Annotated in this window: 17 protein-coding genes; 10 read left to right on the top strand and 7 right to left on the bottom strand. The window is 33.9% G+C overall.

All coding sequences use genetic code 11. The annotated features are described in order from the left end of the window. Complete coding sequence (locus tag BUB82_RS09105) at nt 1-567, top strand: phosphatase PAP2 family protein (RefSeq protein WP_317041055.1); 567 nt, start codon at nt 1-3, stop codon at nt 565-567. Here the strand turns inward: BUB82_RS09105 and meaB are convergent. Beyond that, nucleotides 554-1,645: a methylmalonyl Co-A mutase-associated GTPase MeaB gene (gene meaB / locus BUB82_RS09100; protein WP_073193315.1), complete on the bottom strand. Its 1,092-nt coding sequence runs from the start codon at nt 1,643-1,645 to the stop codon at nt 554-556. The genes BUB82_RS09105 and meaB overlap by 14 nt on opposite strands. Nucleotides 1,646-1,727: 82 nt before the next feature. Between meaB and BUB82_RS09095 the strand changes: the two genes are divergently transcribed. From BUB82_RS09095 to ctlX, 4 genes are read left to right on the top strand one after another with little or no spacing between them, the layout of a single operon-like run. Then, nucleotides 1,728-2,156 (top strand): organic hydroperoxide resistance protein, encoded by a 429-nt coding sequence (locus BUB82_RS09095; protein WP_073193314.1) that lies wholly within the window; start codon nt 1,728-1,730, stop codon nt 2,154-2,156. Between the two features lie 49 nt (nt 2,157-2,205). Beyond that, on the top strand, nt 2,206-2,874 hold the full coding sequence (locus BUB82_RS09090; RefSeq protein ID WP_073193313.1) for a peptidoglycan DD-metalloendopeptidase family protein: 669 nt from the start codon (nt 2,206-2,208) through the stop codon (nt 2,872-2,874). Nucleotides 2,875-2,917: 43 nt separating this feature from the next. Next, nucleotides 2,918-3,832, top strand: coding sequence for a dimethylarginine dimethylaminohydrolase family protein (locus tag BUB82_RS09085; RefSeq protein WP_073193312.1), 915 nt, complete (start codon nt 2,918-2,920; stop codon nt 3,830-3,832). Between the two features lies 1 nt (nt 3,833). Next, nucleotides 3,834-4,766 (top strand): citrulline utilization hydrolase CtlX, encoded by a 933-nt coding sequence (gene ctlX / locus BUB82_RS09080; RefSeq protein ID WP_073193311.1) that lies wholly within the window; start codon nt 3,834-3,836, stop codon nt 4,764-4,766. An 80-nt stretch (nt 4,767-4,846) separates the two neighbouring features. Here the strand turns inward: ctlX and recQ are convergent, their stop codons facing one another. Continuing rightward, nucleotides 4,847-7,027 carry a DNA helicase RecQ gene (gene recQ, locus BUB82_RS09075; protein WP_073193310.1) on the bottom strand — a complete coding sequence of 727 codons (2,181 nt, stop codon included), beginning with the start codon at nt 7,025-7,027 and terminating at the stop codon, nt 4,847-4,849. A gap of 90 nt (nt 7,028-7,117) precedes the next feature. On the opposite strand from recQ, the gene BUB82_RS09070 reads away from it, so the two are divergent. Genes BUB82_RS09070 through lptB form a run of 5 tightly spaced genes read left to right on the top strand, consistent with a single transcriptional unit; the run spans nt 7,118 to nt 10,717 of the window. Continuing rightward, complete coding sequence (locus BUB82_RS09070; protein ID WP_073193309.1) at nt 7,118-8,080, top strand: KpsF/GutQ family sugar-phosphate isomerase; 963 nt, start codon at nt 7,118-7,120, stop codon at nt 8,078-8,080. Then, on the top strand, nt 8,081-8,914 hold the full coding sequence (gene tatC, locus BUB82_RS09065; RefSeq protein WP_073193308.1) for a twin-arginine translocase subunit TatC: 834 nt from the start codon (nt 8,081-8,083) through the stop codon (nt 8,912-8,914). 12 nt (nt 8,915-8,926) lie between these two features. After that, nucleotides 8,927-9,286, top strand: coding sequence for a carboxymuconolactone decarboxylase family protein (locus BUB82_RS09060; protein ID WP_073193307.1), 360 nt, complete (start codon nt 8,927-8,929; stop codon nt 9,284-9,286). Nucleotide 9,287: 1 nt separating this feature from the next. Beyond that, nucleotides 9,288-9,953 (top strand): hypothetical protein, encoded by a 666-nt coding sequence (locus BUB82_RS09055; RefSeq protein ID WP_073193306.1) that lies wholly within the window; start codon nt 9,288-9,290, stop codon nt 9,951-9,953. A 5-nt stretch (nt 9,954-9,958) separates the two neighbouring features. Next, on the top strand, nt 9,959-10,717 hold the full coding sequence (lptB, locus tag BUB82_RS09050; RefSeq protein WP_073193305.1) for an LPS export ABC transporter ATP-binding protein: 759 nt from the start codon (nt 9,959-9,961) through the stop codon (nt 10,715-10,717). On the opposite strand, the gene BUB82_RS09045 is transcribed toward lptB, so the two are convergent. From BUB82_RS09045 to tgt, 5 genes are all read right to left on the bottom strand, one after another. Next, nucleotides 10,714-11,970, bottom strand: coding sequence for an asparagine synthetase B (locus BUB82_RS09045; protein ID WP_073193304.1), 1,257 nt, complete (start codon nt 11,968-11,970; stop codon nt 10,714-10,716). The two genes, lptB and BUB82_RS09045, sit on opposite strands and share 4 nt — an antisense overlap. Nucleotides 11,971-11,979: 9 nt before the next feature. Continuing rightward, the gene (gene dnaB, locus BUB82_RS09040; protein ID WP_073193303.1) at nt 11,980-13,524 is read right to left on the bottom strand and encodes a replicative DNA helicase; all 1,545 of its coding nucleotides are present in this window, start codon (nt 13,522-13,524) and stop codon (nt 11,980-11,982) included. 168 nt (nt 13,525-13,692) lie between these two features. Next, a complete protein-coding gene (locus BUB82_RS09035) occupies nt 13,693-14,646 on the bottom strand; it encodes an acetyl-CoA carboxylase carboxyltransferase subunit alpha (protein WP_073193302.1) in 954 nt (317 codons plus the stop codon). Between the two features lie 86 nt (nt 14,647-14,732). Further along, entirely contained in the window at nt 14,733-15,803 is a 1,071-nt protein-coding gene (locus BUB82_RS09030) for an LptF/LptG family permease (RefSeq protein WP_073193301.1), read from the bottom strand. Between the two features lies 1 nt (nt 15,804). Beyond that, nucleotides 15,805-16,935 (bottom strand): tRNA guanosine(34) transglycosylase Tgt, encoded by a 1,131-nt coding sequence (gene tgt, locus BUB82_RS09025; RefSeq protein WP_073193300.1) that lies wholly within the window; start codon nt 16,933-16,935, stop codon nt 15,805-15,807. Nucleotides 16,936-17,076: the final 141 nt, after the last annotated feature.

Genomic DNA, 17,076 nt, shown 5'->3' with positions numbered 1-17,076 from the left:
ATGGAAACAATAATTACGTTTGATGAACAATTATTTATTTACCTGAACAACTTAGGTTCTAGAACTTGGGATTGGTTATGGTTGCTCATCACCGAAAAAGAAATGTCTTACCCGCTTTACGCTGTTTTATTATTTTTATGTTATAAAACATTTGGTGTTAAAGGCTTATTATCAGTTATAATAACGGTTGCTTTAATGATAGCAACAACCGATCAGTTGGCCAATTTATTTAAAGATACTTTTATGCGGCCAAGACCTTGCAATGAAGATTTTATGATGCAAGCGCGTTTTATATCTAAGCGTTGCGGTGTTTACGGCTTCTTTTCAGGTCATGCGGTTAGTACATTCGCCGTAACTTTCTTTATTGGTAAATTACTAAAACCTTACTATAAATATGCATTTTCAGGTTTATTAGTTTGGTGTATTTTAGTGGCTTACTCCAGGATTTATGTAGGCGTACATTATCCTGCCGATGTTATGGTTGGCGCATTATTTGGTATAATAATTGGGACTTTGTACTACAAGCTCAATTTGTGGTTTCAGAAGAAGTATCTCAATCTAACTTAGTTTTGTAGTATTTCAGTAAATCATTTGCAGCCTCAAAAGCTGTAGTTTGTTTGGCTTCGATTTTTTTGAGTTCACTTTCTAAAGCTTTTTTTATAGTTGGATTAGCATAAAACTCGCGTTTTAATTGGTCTTCAATACTTTGGTGTAGCCAATACTTATTCTGCGCTAAGCGATTAAGTTCAAAGTGATGATTTGCTTTAACATGCGCTATAAATTTTGATATAAGTTGCCAAGTTTTATCAATTCCTTTTTTCTTTAAAGCGCTAGTAAGTAAAACCTTAGGCGTCCAGTGATTATCTTTTGGAGGATACATGTGTAAGGCTCTATTAAACTCAACTTTTGCTCTTTTAGCTGCATCAAGATTTTGTCCATCAGCTTTGTTAATTACAATTGCGTCAGCCATTTCAATGATACCACGTTTAATTCCTTGGAGTTCATCACCGGCACCAGCTAATTTTAATAGTAAAAAGAAGTCTGTCATGCTGTGTACTGCAGTTTCACTTTGCCCAACGCCAACAGTTTCAATTAAAATAATATCATAACCAGCAGCTTCACATAAAATAATACTTTCTCTTGTTTTACGAGCAACGCCACCAAGTGAAGTGCCAGATGCAGTTGGTCTAATAAAAGCATTAGATGATTGAACAAGTTTCTCCATTCGGGTTTTGTCGCCTAAAATGCTACCGTTTGATACAGAGCTTGATGGGTCAACTGCTAACACAGCTACTTTGTGCCCTTTATTAATTAAGTGTAATCCCAAGCTTTCTATAAATGTACTTTTTCCAACACCAGGAACACCAGTAATTCCTATTCTAATTGCGTCTCCAGCATGTGGTAAGCATGCTTCGATAAGTTGCTTAACTTGGGCTTGATGTTTATTGTTTTGGCTTTCAATTAAGGTGATGGCACGACTTAAAGCTGTTGAATTTCCACTACGTAAATCTTCGCTTAATTTCTTTAGGTCTACTTTTTTCCGACGTAAAGCCTTTATGCGTTCTGCGGAAGATTGGCTCAGGTGTTTCTGGGATGAATTATCAACTTCACCTAAAGCTGAATGTGATGTGTCTGGTTTTTTCAAATAATTGAAGTTTAATACAAATTTATGAATTCATTTTTTTAAAGTTGAAGCTTCAGCCTTACATTTAAACTAAAATTTATTTATGGATACTTTATATACAGCAAAAGCAATTGCAAGCGGTGGCCGAAAAGGCCACGTTAAAACCGATGATGGAATTATTGATCTGAATCTCGAAATGCCAAAAGCTATGGGCGGCAGTGGCGAAGATGGTGTTAATCCTGAGCAGCTTTTTGGCTCAGCCTATGCAGCATGTTTTGGAAGTGCACTAGAAGCCGTTGCTAAAGAAAATAATAAAGATTTAGGTGATTTTAGCGTTACGGCACATATAAGTATTGGTAAAACCGATGAAGGCGATTTTCAACTTGCAGCAATTATTGATGGCTATTTACCAGGTGTTGACTCAGTTGAAACTGGCGAAATGCTGATGAATCAGGCACATGTAATTTGTCCTTTTTCGAGAGCCACACGTGATAACATCGATGTTACTTTAAATTTACTTTTAGACGAATAAATTAAATATTTACTAATAAATAATTACCCCGAAATTCGGGGTTTTTTTAATGAAAAAATTTCAACAATTTTTAAGTCAATTAACTGCAGGATTCACACCAATCATAGACACAAAATTTGAAAGGCAAGATTATGGTTTAATAGATTTGTCAATTAATCAATCTATAAATTTAGAGCATAAGCCTGTACAAAAAACGCAGGCTTTTATTAATCAATTTTTAAAGCAAACTAATAAAACAATTGCGTTTGGAGGCTATTTAGAACAACGTGACTTATATAAAAGGAGTCCGCATTTTACAAATAATCTACGCGATATACATATTGGTCTAGATATTTGGTGTCCAGCAAATACAGCAGTTATTTCTCCACTAGATGCGGTTGTGCACAGTTTTAAGGATAATCATGATCTTGGAGATTATGGACCAACCATTATCTTGCAGCACGATTTTGAAGCGGAAACTTTTTATACACTTTATGGGCATTTGAGTCGTAAAAGCCTAGAAAATTTACAAGTAGGACAACCCATTACAAAGGCTTCTGTCTTTGCTGAAATTGGCTCTGCTGAAGTTAATGGAAGTTACGCTCCACATTTGCATTTTCAAATAATTCGAGACATTGGAGATCGTTTTGGCGATTTTCCTGGTGTTTGCTCTAAAGCTAAGCTTAAGCATTTTTCAAATAATTGTCCAGATCCTAACTTGTTGCTGAAGATTTATTAAAATACAGTCTTTAATGTTTACTTTTGTATAACAAATTTAACTTATGTTATCACTCAACATTAAAAATGAAACCTCTAGGCTTAAAGCCGTCATATTAGGCATCGCCAATTCTAACGGACCAACACCAAGCATTGAAGAGGCCTATGATCCTAAGTCTAAAATGCATATTGAAAATGGAACTTATCCGATTGAAGCAGACATGATTTCTGAAATGGATGAAGTTGCTCAAGTTTTAAAAAAATATGATGTCCATGTTTTTAGACCTCAATTAATACAAAACTATAATCAAATATTTTCAAGAGACATTGGATTTGTAATTGACGATAAATTTATAAGAGCTAATATTTTACCTGATCGCGAACAAGAAATTGAAGCAATTCATCATATAATTGATCAAATTGATCCTGAAAAGGTGGTTGTTCTTCCAGAGCATTGTCATATAGAAGGTGGAGATGTGATGCCTCACGGAGATTTCATTTTTGTAGGCACTTATTTAGGTGAAGATTATTCTTCATTCATTACAGCCCGAACAAATACTGAAGCGGTTGCTGCTCTACAAGAGTTATTTCCGCATAAAACTGTTAAAGCATTCAATTTGCGCAAAAATAATGATGACCCAAAAGAAAACGCTTTGCATTTAGATTGTTGCTTTCAGCCTGTTGGTTCTAAATATGCGATTATTCATGAAAATGGATTTTTAAATCCAGATGATTTCAATTGGTTAGTACAATTTTTTAGAGAAGAAAATGTTTTTAAAATTGATAAAGATGAAATGTTTAATATGACAAGTAATATTTTTTCAATAGCTGAAGACGTCGTCATTTCAGACAAAAGATTTAGCCGTTTAAACCAATGGTTAACCGAAAGAAACATTACTGTTGAAACTGTAAATTACAAAGAAATAGCAAAACAAGAAGGCTTGTTGCGATGCTCAACATTACCCTTAATACGAGAATAATATGTCACAAATTACCAATACTGTTTTAATGATTAGGCCTGTTAAATTCAGAATGAATGAAGAAACAGCCGTCAATAATTATTTTCAAAAAAGCACACAAGAACTAGAAGCAACAGTTAATCAAAAAGCCCAATCTGAGTTTGATCATTTTGTCGAACTGCTTAAAGGCAAAGGAATTAATGTGATTGTTCTTGAGGATATTGAAGCACAAGATACACCAGATTCTATTTTTCCAAACAATTGGATTTCGTTTCATGCTAATGGCGATATAGCGCTTTATCCCATGTTTGCTGAAAATAGAAGAAGAGAAAGACGACCTGATATTTTAGAGCAAATTGAGGCTCACGGTTTTAAAATTAATAATGTTGTTGATTATACATCTGCTGAAGATGATGAAGTTTTTTTAGAAGGGACTGGAAGTTTAATTTTAGACCGAGAAAACCGAAAAGCTTATTGTGCCATTTCTCCAAGAGCTTCTGAAGACTTATTAATTGAATTTTGTGAGGATTTTGAGTTTACGCCAATTATGTTTGAAGCCAATCAAACGGTTAACGAAAAGAGATTACCTATTTATCATACTAATGTGATGATGTGTATAGCTGAAGACTTTGCAGTCATTTGTCTTGACAGCATTGATGATGCGAAAGAAAAAAAGATGGTGACAAAGAGTTTAAAGCAAGACCAAAAAGAAATCATAAATATCAGCGAAGCTCAAATGCATCAATTTGCCGGTAATATGCTGCAAGTGAAGGGTAAAAATGACAATAGTTATTTAATTATGAGCCAAACTGCTTATAATAGTTTGCGCCAAGATCAGATTGAAGCTATTGAAAAGTACACAAACATATTATATGCTAATCTTGAAACTATTGAAAAACACGGTGGCGGAAGCGCACGCTGCATGTTAGCTGAAGTATTTAATCCTAAAGCTTAAATTATCTTTTCTAAGATAATTAAATATAAATAAAAAACCCTGAAGTTGATTCAGGGTTTTTTATATCAAGAAGTTGAGCTTTAATTGGCTACTTCACTGGTAAACTTTATACGGTATAGCCTAAGTTCTTCTTCATCATAATCACCTTCAAATTCTTCTAGCGCATCATCAATACTATCAGACTCAGCGTCAAGAAAGTATTCATGAATTTCTTCTTGTTGTTCTTCATCAAGAATATCATCTATCCAATAGGAAATATTAAGTTTTGTTCCGCTGAAAACAATAGCTTCCATTTCTTTAATAAACTCTTCCATCTCCATACCTTTCGATTGTGCAATGTCAGGTAATGGTAATTTTCTGTCAACATTTTGAATAATATAGAGCTTATTACCACTATTTGCCCCAGTTGATTTCACCACTAAATCGTCTGGTCTAATAATGTCGTTATCTTCAACGTAATTGCTAATAAAATTAATAAATTCTTTTCCGTATTTTTTTGCTTTCCCTTCACCGACACCATGAATATTGGTCAATTCTTCTAAAGTAATAGGATATTTAAGTGCCATATCTTCAATAGAAGGATCTTGAAAAACAACAAATGGCGGTACATCTTTTTTTCTAGCCACTTTTTTACGAAGATCTTTAAGTTGTTTTAAAAGTTTATCGTCACTTCCAGCTGCTTTTTTGGGTGCTTGTGGATGGTCATCGTAAAACGTGTGATCTTCTGTCATCATAAATGATGATGGTTTTTTCAGGAAATCTTCACCTTTTTCAGTGAGTTTAACTACGCCATAACTTTCGATATCTTTGCGAAGCATACCATCGACAATAACTTGCCTTAGTAATGCCATCCAGTAATTTTTGTCTTTGTTTTTGCCCTTTCCAAAATTGGCTTGCTGGTCGGTTTTATGAGATTTAATTAAAGCATTGGTTTTTCCAATTAGTGTTTGCACAACATCTTTAGGTTTGTAAATGCTTCCAGTTGCTTTAATTGTTTCAAGTAATAAAATGACTTCATCTTTGGCTTCAATCTTAGATTTAGGATAACGTACATTATCATCCATATCACCACCATCACCTGTTTCATTATCAAATTCTTCGCCAAAATAGTGTAGGATAAATTTTCGTCGAGAAACAGAACTTTCGGCAAAAGCAACAACTTCCTGTAATAAAGCGTGACCGATTTCTTGTTCAGCCACGGGTTTACCACTCATGAATTTTTCTAGTTTTTCAATATCTTTATAGCTGTAAAATGCAAGACAATGGCCTTCGCCACCATCACGTCCAGCACGTCCAGTTTCCTGATAATAACTTTCAATACTTTTTGGGATATCATTATGGATAACAAATCTTACATCAGGTTTGTCAATGCCCATGCCAAAGGCAATTGTTGCCACAACTACATCAATATCTTCCATTAGAAACATGTCTTGATGTTTGCTTCGGGTTTTGGCGTCTAAACCAGCGTGATAAGGAATTGCCTTAATGCCGTTAACTTGTAAAGTTTGTGAAAGTTGTTCAACGCGCTTTCTACTCAAGCAATAAATAATACCACTTTTACCTTCATTTTGCTTTACAAATTTTATGATTTCAGAATCAACTTGTGCTGTTTTTGGCCTAATTTCATAATATAAGTTGGGTCTATTAAATGAAGCTTTAAAAGTTTTGGCTTCAGGAATGCCAAGATTTTTTAAGATGTCTTCTTGAACTTTAGGCGTAGCGGTTGCTGTAAGTCCAATAATAGGAATGTTATCACCTATTCTGCCAATGATTTTTTTTAAATTTCGATATTCTGGTCGAAAATCATGACCCCATTCAGAAATACAATGGGCTTCATCAATAGCTAAAAATGAAATATTTTCAGACTTTAAAAAATCGACATATTCATCTTTTGTTAAGGATTCTGGAGCAACATAAAGTAATTTTGTGATTCCATTTGAAATATCAGCCTTAACTTGTTTAACTTGAGTTTTGTTTAAGGAAGAATTTAATACGTGAGCTATACCATGATTTTCAGATATTCCTCTTAGAGCATCAACTTGATTTTTCATTAATGCTATTAAAGGCGATACTACAATGGCAGTTCCTTCTTTAATTAAAGCCGGTAACTGATAGCAAAGTGACTTTCCACCACCAGTTGGCATGATAACAAATGTATGATTATCTGCTAAAATACTTTTAATAACCTCTTCTTGTAAGCCTTTAAATTCATTAAAGCCAAAGTATTTTTTTAATTCTTTGTGTAAATTGTATTGTGCCAATTTAATATATAATATGATGTTTTATTTACCTTTGCATCTTTAAATATACGCAATTAATTCAATTTTACAAGTGCGTTTTAAATTTAGGAGATGTCTACATCAAATATACAAACTTTAGCAAAAGAAACAATTGAACTGCAAGCAAAAGCGATTGCAAATTTAGTAGAATCTGTAAATGATGATTTTGAGCAGGCAGTTAAGCTAATTTACAACTGTAAAGGTCGTGTTGTTATTACAGGGATTGGCAAAAGTGCCATCATAGCCAATAAAATTGTTGCTACGATGAATTCTACTGGAACACCTGCGATATTTATGCATGCAGCAGATGCCATTCATGGTGATTTGGGTAATATTCAGCAAGATGATGTTGTAATTTGTATTTCAAAAAGTGGTAATACGCCTGAAATTAAAGTGCTTATACCGTTGTTGAAAAATTTTAAAAATCCATTAATTGCCATTACGGGTAATAAAACTTCATTTTTAGGAACACAAGCCAATCACGTTTTAAATAGTTATGTTTCTAAAGAAGCTTGTCCAAATAACTTAGCGCCAACTACAAGCACAACAGCTCAATTAGTTATGGGTGATGCTTTGGCTGTAGCTTTATTGAATTTGCGCGGCTTTACAAGCCAGGACTTTGCGCGTTACCATCCTGGTGGTGCTTTAGGTAAAGCTTTGTATTTAAGAGTAAGCGATTTAATTGCTCAAAATGAAAAACCTCAAGTTTCTCCTGAAGCCTCTATAAAAGAAGTTATTGTAGAGATTTCTGAAAAAATGTTAGGCGTAACTGCAGTTATCGATAAAACTGAAGTTATTGGCGTCATTACAGATGGTGATTTAAGACGAATGTTAAAAAATAACGACGATTTTGCTCATCTTAAGGCAAAAGATATAATGAGCGCTTCACCTAAAACTATTTCACATGATGCCATGGCTGTAGATGCTTTAGAAGTTTTGGAAGCTAATGATATTTCTCAAATCATTGCCCTTAAAAATACCACTTATGCAGGCGTTGTTCATATTCATAACCTAGTTAAAGAAGGCATTATATAAATGGCAAAAAAGAAACAAAAAGACCCTGCAAATATGTCATTTTTAGATCATCTAGAAGATTTAAGGTGGCACCTAGTGCGTTCGGTTTTAGGTATATTGATTGCTGCGACCTTAGCTTTTATTTTTAAACAATTTATTTTTGACGTTATCATCTTTGGTCCAAAGCGTATCGACTTTTATACTTATCGTGTGCTTTGTGATATTGCCAGTTTTTTAGATTTTGAGCAAAGCTTTTGTTACGAAGAATTACCGTTTAGGATCCAAAGCCGAACCATGGCTGGACAATTTAGCGCCCATGTTTGGACGTCTATAACCGCTGGTTTTATAGTGGCTTTTCCTTATGTGATTTATCAGTTTTGGTCTTTTATTAAGCCTGCTTTACATTCTAATGAACAAAAAAATGCACGACTTTTTATTTTTTCATCCTCACTTTTATTTTTTTTGGGTGTTATTTTTGGCTACTACGTCATTACACCATTATCAATTAACTTTTTAGGTTCATACACAGTAAGTGAGCAAGTTTTTAATGATTTTGATTTAAGCAGTTACATTGGTTTACTAAGAGCTTCAGTTTTGGCTAGTGGTTTAATTTTTGAACTCCCAATTATTATTTACTTTCTAACTAAAGTTGGGCTAGTAACACCTCAATTCTTAAAAAAGAATCGAAAATACGCCTTGGTATTTATCTTAATTATTTCAGCTGTTATCACTCCGCCAGATATTGCTAGTCAGGTAATCGTATCAATTCCTGTGTTAATTTTATATGAAATTAGTATTTATATTTCAAAATTTGTCCTGAGAAAACAAAAGAAACAAAACCGTAAAACATCTTAAAAGAAACAAATAATGAATGATTTAGTTGATGAATTTGACGCTTACAGAGCGAAAATGAATGATAGAATTCTTAAGGATAACAATAAAGTCCTAAAACGAATTTTTAATTTAGATACCAATTCTTTTGCTGAAGGTGCATTAGATAAAAAAACGAAAGAATTACTTGGTTTAGTAGCATCTCTGGTTTTGAGATGTGATGACTGTGTGAAATACCATCTAGAGTCATCTTATAAATCTGGTTTTTCAAAAGAGCAGGTAGTTGAAGCTTTAAGTATTGGAACTTTAGTTGGAGGTACAATTGTGATTCCTCATCTTAGACGTGCTTATGAATATTGGGATGCCATAGAAGATAAATTTGGTCAAAACGAATAAGATGAAAAATTTAATTCCATTAATAGTTAGATTTATAATTTACGCTATAAGTATGCTTGGCGTAGCTTTAATCATACGTCACGATTTTAAAGACGCATTAATCTTAGAAGATTCAGCCATCGAAATTGCTCAAGAAACTTCTTTAGCAATTTCAATACTACTTTTAGGTTATTATGGTAAAACATCTAAAGCTTTTAAGATCTTTAACCTTTCTCTGGCAGGTGTTTTAGCTGTCCATTTTGTTCGAGAATTCGATTTCTGGCTTAACTATAATCTGTTCGATAAATCTTGGCAAGTTTTTGCCGGAGTATTTGTTTTGTTGACTCTATACTTAATGTTCAAGAACTTTAAGCAATTCGTAGCTGAATTAGTCGAGTTATCTAAAACCTATTCATTTGCCATTTTTTTAATTGGTTTTATCATGCTACACGTTTTTTCAAGATTATTTGGGAGCAAGAAGATATGGAATTGGTTGTTAGAACCAATGCATAACAGCTATATTAGTACAGTAAATGGAGAAAAATCAATTAGTTTAATCGATTTTGTGTATCCAGTTAAAACTGGCGCTCAAGAAGGTATTGAACTTTTAGCCTATACAATCATGTTTATCGGTGTAGTTGAAATATGTTTATACACTGTAAAAATTAGTAAACGCCATCAAAATTAATAGTTATGTCTCAAGAAGTTTCCACTTTAAAAGCTCAAAACCTTGTTAAATCTTATAAAGGCGTAAATGTTGTAAAAGGTGTTTCGTTAGAAGTAAGTCAAGGTGAAATTGTTGGTTTATTGGGACCTAATGGTGCAGGGAAAACAACATCATTTTATATGATTGTTGGCTTAATTAAGCCTAATGGTGGAAAGATTTTTTTAAATGATACCAATATTACAAAATTCCCGATGTACAAACGAGCTCAAAATGGAATCGGTTACTTGGCCCAAGAAGCTTCAATTTTCAGGAAATTAAGTATTGAAGACAATATCATGAGTGTTCTTGAACTGACCAGTTTAAATAAACAAGAACGCGAAGAAAAAATGGAAAGTTTAATAGATGAATTTGGCCTTAATCACATCAGAACAAACCGAGGTGATTTACTCTCTGGTGGCGAACGCCGACGAACTGAAATTGCTCGTGCTTTAGCAACTGATCCAAAATTTATTTTATTAGATGAACCTTTTGCCGGTGTAGATCCCGTTGCAGTTGAAGATATTCAGAAAATAGTTGCTCAACTTAAAAATAAAAATATAGGTATTTTAATTACCGATCATAATGTCCAAGAAACACTTGCTATTACCGATCATACCTATTTAATGTTTGAGGGTAAGATTTTAAAACACGGTATTCCTGAAGAACTCGCTGAAGATGAAATGGTGCGTAAAGTTTACCTAGGCCAAAACTTTGAGCTTAGAAAGAAAAAACTCTTTAGAGATTAAGTTTTTTTCTTTTGTTTTTTAGCCGCTGGAAACAAGATATTATTTAAAATCAAACGGTAACCAGGTGAGTTAGGATGTAGCTTAAGTTCAGTTTTTGGGTCACCGACCATATGTCTGTAATCTTCAGGATCATGACCGCCATAAAATGTAAAAAATCCTTTTCCTTTAATTCCATGAATGTAACGGGCTTCACCATTCACTTTATTTTTTCCCAGAACTAAAACATTAGATTTAATTTGATTTGGATTAAAAGCAGTGGTTTGTCCCATAAAACCTTTAACTAAAGCGGTATGGTTTTGGTTTAGCATTGTTGGAATGGGATCCCATTTAGCTGAATATTCATTTAAAGTGAAATAATCTTTTTGCATAGGGACTTTCCGTCTTGAAGTCATATCAATTGAAGAATACTCATAAACCATCGGGCTTTTTTCTAAAATGAAATCAGTAAAGGCAAATGTTTTTGAATAGTCTATTTTAGACTGATAGCCTGGATCACTTGGGTCACCATCAAACATAGGCTCACAGATGTCAACACCTTCAGCTGAAAGCGCGATATCAAACGAATCTGTTGCACTACACATCGCAAACATAAATCCACCACCAATGACATAATCTCTAATTTTTTTAGCCACAGCCAATTTTTCTTTAGAAACTTTGTTGTAGCCTAAAGATTTTGCTAAAACTTCAGCTTCTCGCTTAGCTTCAATATACCACGATTGTGCACGATAAGCGCGATAAAATTTTCCATATTGACCTGTAAAATCTTCATGATGTAAATGCAGCCAATCGTATAATAAAAGTTCATTTTCAAGAACATTTTTATCATAAATTGTTTCATAAGGAATTTCAGCATAAGTTAAAACCATGGTTACAGCATCATCCCAAGGTGCTTTGTCTGTTGGTGTATAGACAGCAATTTTAGGCGCTTTTTCAAGAATAACAGCCGATTTATTTTCAGAAGGACTATCAATGCTTTCAAGTAAGCCTTTTGCTTCAGTGTTTGAAATCACTTCAAAATCTACATTTCTGATGGTGCATTCTCGTTTTAAATCATCTGAATAACTTGTCAAGAATGAACCACCTCTGTGGTTCAGAAGCCATTGAACTTTTTGCTGTTGTTCTAATAGCCAATAAGTAATACCATAGGCTTTTAAATGATTACTCTGACTTTCATAATCCATCGGAATTAGGATGAAATTAGCCTTGGCGAATAAGCTAATTAACAATAAAAAAGAAGTCAGTTTAAGTTTCATAAAGCATTTTTAAAATGGCACTTCGTTGTCATCATCGGCATTTAAGTTAGGTGAATCATCACCAAAAACATCGTTAGAGTTGGGTAGGTGAGCAGTTGAAATTTGATCGTCGGTATTCATACTAGAACTAATTTCTTCTAATGGTGCGTCAAAGGTGTTGAGGTTTTCAAATTTACCAAGGTGACCGACAAATTTAAGTCTAATGTTATCAAGCCCACCATTTCTGTGTTTGGCAACAATAAATTCGGCTTGACCTTCAGTTGGTGTGGCATCATCGTCGTCCCATTCTTCGATACCATAATATTCAGGTCTAAATATAAAGGATACAATATCTGCATCTTGTTCAATTGCGCCAGATTCTCTTAAATCACTTAAAAGAGGTCTTTTGCTTCCACCTCGTGTTTCTACTGCACGTGATAACTGTGAAAGAGCAATTACTGGTACATCAAGTTCTTTAGCTAAAGCTTTTAAGTTTCTTGAAATGGTTGAAATTTCTTGTTCACGGTTTCCATTTTTATTGCTTGAGCCACCTGTCATAAGTTGAAGGTAGTCGATTACAATTAATTTAATACCATGTTGTGAAGATAAGCGTCTAGCCTTAGCTCGTAAATCAAAAATTGAAAGCGATGGTGTATCATCAATAAATAATGGTGCTTTTTCTAAAGATTTTACTTTAACATTGAGTAATTCCCATTCGTGTTGTTCAAGCTGACCAGTTCTAAGTTTTTCAGAAGATAGACTTGTTTCAGATGAAATTAAACGTGTAATTAATTGTACGGATGACATTTCTAAGGAAAAGAAAGCTACTGGAACGCCTTGACCAACAGCAATATTTCTAGCCATCGATAAGGTTAGAGCTGTTTTACCCATACCTGGACGTGCAGCAACTATAATTAAATCACTTGGTTGCCAGCCTGATGTTAATTTGTCTAAATCATTAAATCCAGATGGAATGCCACTCAAGCCTTCTTTATTTGAAATTTCTTCAATCCGCTTTTTGGCTTGCATGACTAATTGCTGAGCAGTCTCTGAAGATTTTTTGATATTACCTTGAGTAACTTCATATAACTTCGATTCTGCATGATCTAACAAATCAAACACGTCAGTTCCTTCATCGTAAGCTTCTTCTATGATTTCGTTTGAAATATGAATGAGGCTTCGTTGAATATATTTTTGTAAAATAATGCGGGCGTGATATTCAATATGAGCGGAGGAAGATACTTTTTGGGTGAGTTGAATGAGGTAATATTCGCCACCGCAAAGGCTTAACTTTTTTTCTTTCTTTAATTCATTTGCGACTGTTAACAAGTCAATTGCCTGACCTTGCTCAAATAAATATTTAATGGCTTCATAAATATGTTTATGCGCCTCTTTATAAAAAGCTTCTGGTTTTAAAATATCGATGGTTTCATCAACACCTTTTTTATCGATAAGCATCGCACCTAAAACAACTTCCTCAATATCAACAGCTTGAGGCGGAATTTTGCCACGCTGTAAGTTAATGACTTCTTGGTTTTGTTGAGATTTTGTTTGGCTTGATTTTATTTGTTCCATAAAACGAAAGTATGAAAATCTAATTTGTCAATACGTTAAAAGACTAGATTTGCTATTAACAAGTCATCAACAATTTGATTGTTAATAACTTAATAATTATGTTGACAACTAAAAAAAATCCGAAGTCATTTTTACTTCGGATTTATTAATCTCTATGTATGTCTCAAATTAGTCTTTATAAACACCGATGTTAACGTATTTTTCCATACGTTGATTTACTAAATCTTCGGCTGATAACTTTTTAAGTTCGCCGAATGTTTTGGTAATTGTATTAGCAACTGTTTTATAAGTTTTTTCTTGATCATTATGAGCGCCACCTAATGGCTCTTTAACAATTTGGTCTATAATTTTAAGGCGTTTCATGTCTTTGGCAGTTAATTTTAATGCCTCTGCAGCCGTTTGTTTATGTTCCCAACTACGCCATAAAATAGAAGAGCATGATTCAGGAGAAATTACTGAATACCATGTATTTTCAAGCATTAATATGCGGTCACCAACACCAATACCCAAAGCGCCACCACTTGCACCTTCACCTATTATAACTGAAATAATAGGAACTTGAAGCTGACTCATTTCAATAATATTACGAGCAATGGCTTCACCTTGACCGCGTTCTTCGGCTTCAAGACCCGGAAATGCGCCTGGCGTATCTATAAAAGTGACAACTGGGATATTGAATTTTTCAGCACTTTTCATCAATCTTAAGGCTTTACGGTAACCTTCTGGATTAGCCATGCCAAAATTACGGTACTGACGTGTTTTCGTGTTGTAGCCTTTCTGTTGTCCAATAAACATATAGGATTGGTTGCCAATTTTTCCTAAACCACCAATCATAGCTTTATCATCTCCATAGTTGCGGTCACCATGTAATTCTAAAAAAGTATCACCGCAAATGGCTTGAATATAGTTTAAAGTATAAGGTCTGTTAGGATGACGAGAAAGTTGGACACGTTGCCAAGCTGTAAGATTTTTATAAATATCTTTTTTTGTATCTTCTATCTTTTTTTCGAGTTGTTGGCAAGTTCCAGTGACATCAACATCGCTATCAGCACCGATTTTGCAGGCTTTTTCGTATTGTTCTTGGAGTTCTTTTATAGGCAACTCAAATTCTAAATATTCCATGATTTTTTATTTTAAAATCAGCAAACAAATATATGAAACCACTTTGAACTACCGCTACAAAAAGTAAAATCAAGTTACAAAATTAGTTATCGTTTTGCTTTTTGGAGTAAAATGATTGCTAAAATACTAAACGCAATATTTGAAAACCAGACGGCTAGGAATGGTGAAAATGTTGATTTTTCAGCAATTGTGCCAAATACTTTGTCTAAAAAAATGTAGGTGAAAGCGATCACAACACCAATTGCTAAATTAACGCCCATGCCACCTCGTCGCTTCATTGCAGAAACTGAAACAGCAATTATGGTAAGTATAAATGCAGAAACAGGAATGCTCCATCTTTTATAGGCCACAACTAAGTATGTATTTATAAGTCCAGAGCCTTTTTTGCGTTCTTTTTCTATAAACTCATTTAACTCTGCGTAGTTTAGCGTCTCAGCAATATAATTTACAGGTATTAAGGCTTCAAAATTGAATGGTAGAATGGTATCGAATGAATTTTTTTTGATAATTTGATCTTCACGTTCTCCAACTTTACGCATTACATAATTAGTTAACGTGTAAATTGAATCTTTGAATCTGAGACGTCTTGCGCTAATTTTAAATTTCAGCTTATTATCTTCAAAATGCTCTAAAGTGAAGTTACGTGCGATTTTATTTTCAGTTCTTAAATTAGCTGCATAAATAAATTCATTATCATTAACTTGGGTGTATATATCTTGTGTTTGTCTGACTTGCCTTCCTTTTTTTAAATAGGTGTATTTGAATTTGTTGTAGCCTTCACTAGCATTCGGGTACAAATACAAACTAAATGCTAGAGCTATTGTGCAGACAATTGTGGCGCCAATAATATAGGGTCTAAGAAATCTTGAAAACGAAACTCCAGAACTTAAAAATGCAATAATTTCGGTATTGTTAGCTAATTTTGAAGTAAACCAAATGACGGATAAAAATAGAAGTATTGGGAATAATAGGTTGGCAAAATAAATTGTAAAATCAAAATAATAAGTCAAAATGGCATCTAGTGGTGCTTCATTTTCGATCATATCATCAATTTTTTCAGATAAATCAATCACAATTCCAATTGGAATAAATAATAAAATGAGAACACCAAATGTGCCTAAATATCGTTTTAATATGTACCAATCAAGTATTTTCAATTTATAAACGTGTTGCCATATTTTTTACCATTTTTTCTTTCCATGGCTTAAATGTACCATCAATAATTTGTTGTCTGGCTTCGCGAACTAACCAAAGGTAAAAACCTAAATTATGAATACTTGCAATTTGAAGTCCTAATAGTTCTTTAACGCTAAAAAGATGGCGCAAGTATGCTTTAGAATATTCCGTATCAACCCAAGTGTAACCGTTAGCATCAATAGGAGAGAAGTCGTCTTCCCATTTTTTGTTTTTGATGTTGATGAAGCCATCGGCAGTAAACAACATACCGTTGCGCGCATTTCGAGTTGGCATTACGCAGTCAAACATATCAACACCTAAAGCAATATTTTCTAATAAATTAATGGGTGTCCCAACTCCCATCAAATAGCGCGGTTTGTCTTCTGGCAAAATGTTATTAACAACTTCGGTCATAGCATACATTTCATCATCAGGTTCACCAACTGATAAGCCGCCAATGGCGTTACCTTCAGCGCCAACGCCAGCAATATACTCTGCAGATTGCTGTCTTAAATCCTTATATGTACTGCCTTGAACAATCGGGAACAATGTTTGTTGATGGCCATATAAAGGCTCGGTTTCGTTAATGCGTTTAATGCAACGCTCTAACCAGCGATGCGTCATGTGCATGCTTCTTTTAGCATATTTATAGTCACATGGATATGGTGTACATTCATCAAAAGCCATAATAATATCAGCGCCAATTTCACGTTGAATATCCATGACATTTTCTGGTGTAAACCAGTGCATAGAACCATCAATATGAGACTTAAACTTCACACCTTCTTCTTTAATCTTTCTATTTGCAGAAAGTGAGTAAACTTGATAGCCACCACTATCGGTTAGGATGTTACGATCCCAGTTCATAAACTGATGTAAGCCACCAGCTTTTTTCAAGATTTCTGTACCAGGTCTTAAAAATAAATGATAAGTATTACCAAGTATGATATCGGGATTTATGGCTTCTCGAAGTTCTTTTTGGTGAATACCTTTAACCGTAGCTCTTGTGCCAACAGGCATAAAAATAGGCGTTTCTATTGTTCCGTGATCGGTTGTAATTGTTCCAGCACGAGCTTTTGAAAGTGGGTCTACTTTGAGTTTCTCAAATTTCATATTAAAATCAACTAAGCTGCAAATATAGGTAACTCTATTCTAAGAGCCTTTACTAAATTGAAATTGTAATTTTATTTAGTTTCAACAAATCAAACAAATTTGAGCTAGAAGTCTTTCATAAAAATAGTACTTTTGTACAAC

Origin of the sequence: Psychroflexus salarius (assembly GCF_900129035.1) — a bacterium.
Lineage (GTDB): Bacteria > Bacteroidota > Bacteroidia > Flavobacteriales > Flavobacteriaceae > Psychroflexus > Psychroflexus salarius.
Note: the sequence above shows the minus strand (reverse complement) of the source record. Positions and strands in the feature narration are given on the sequence as shown.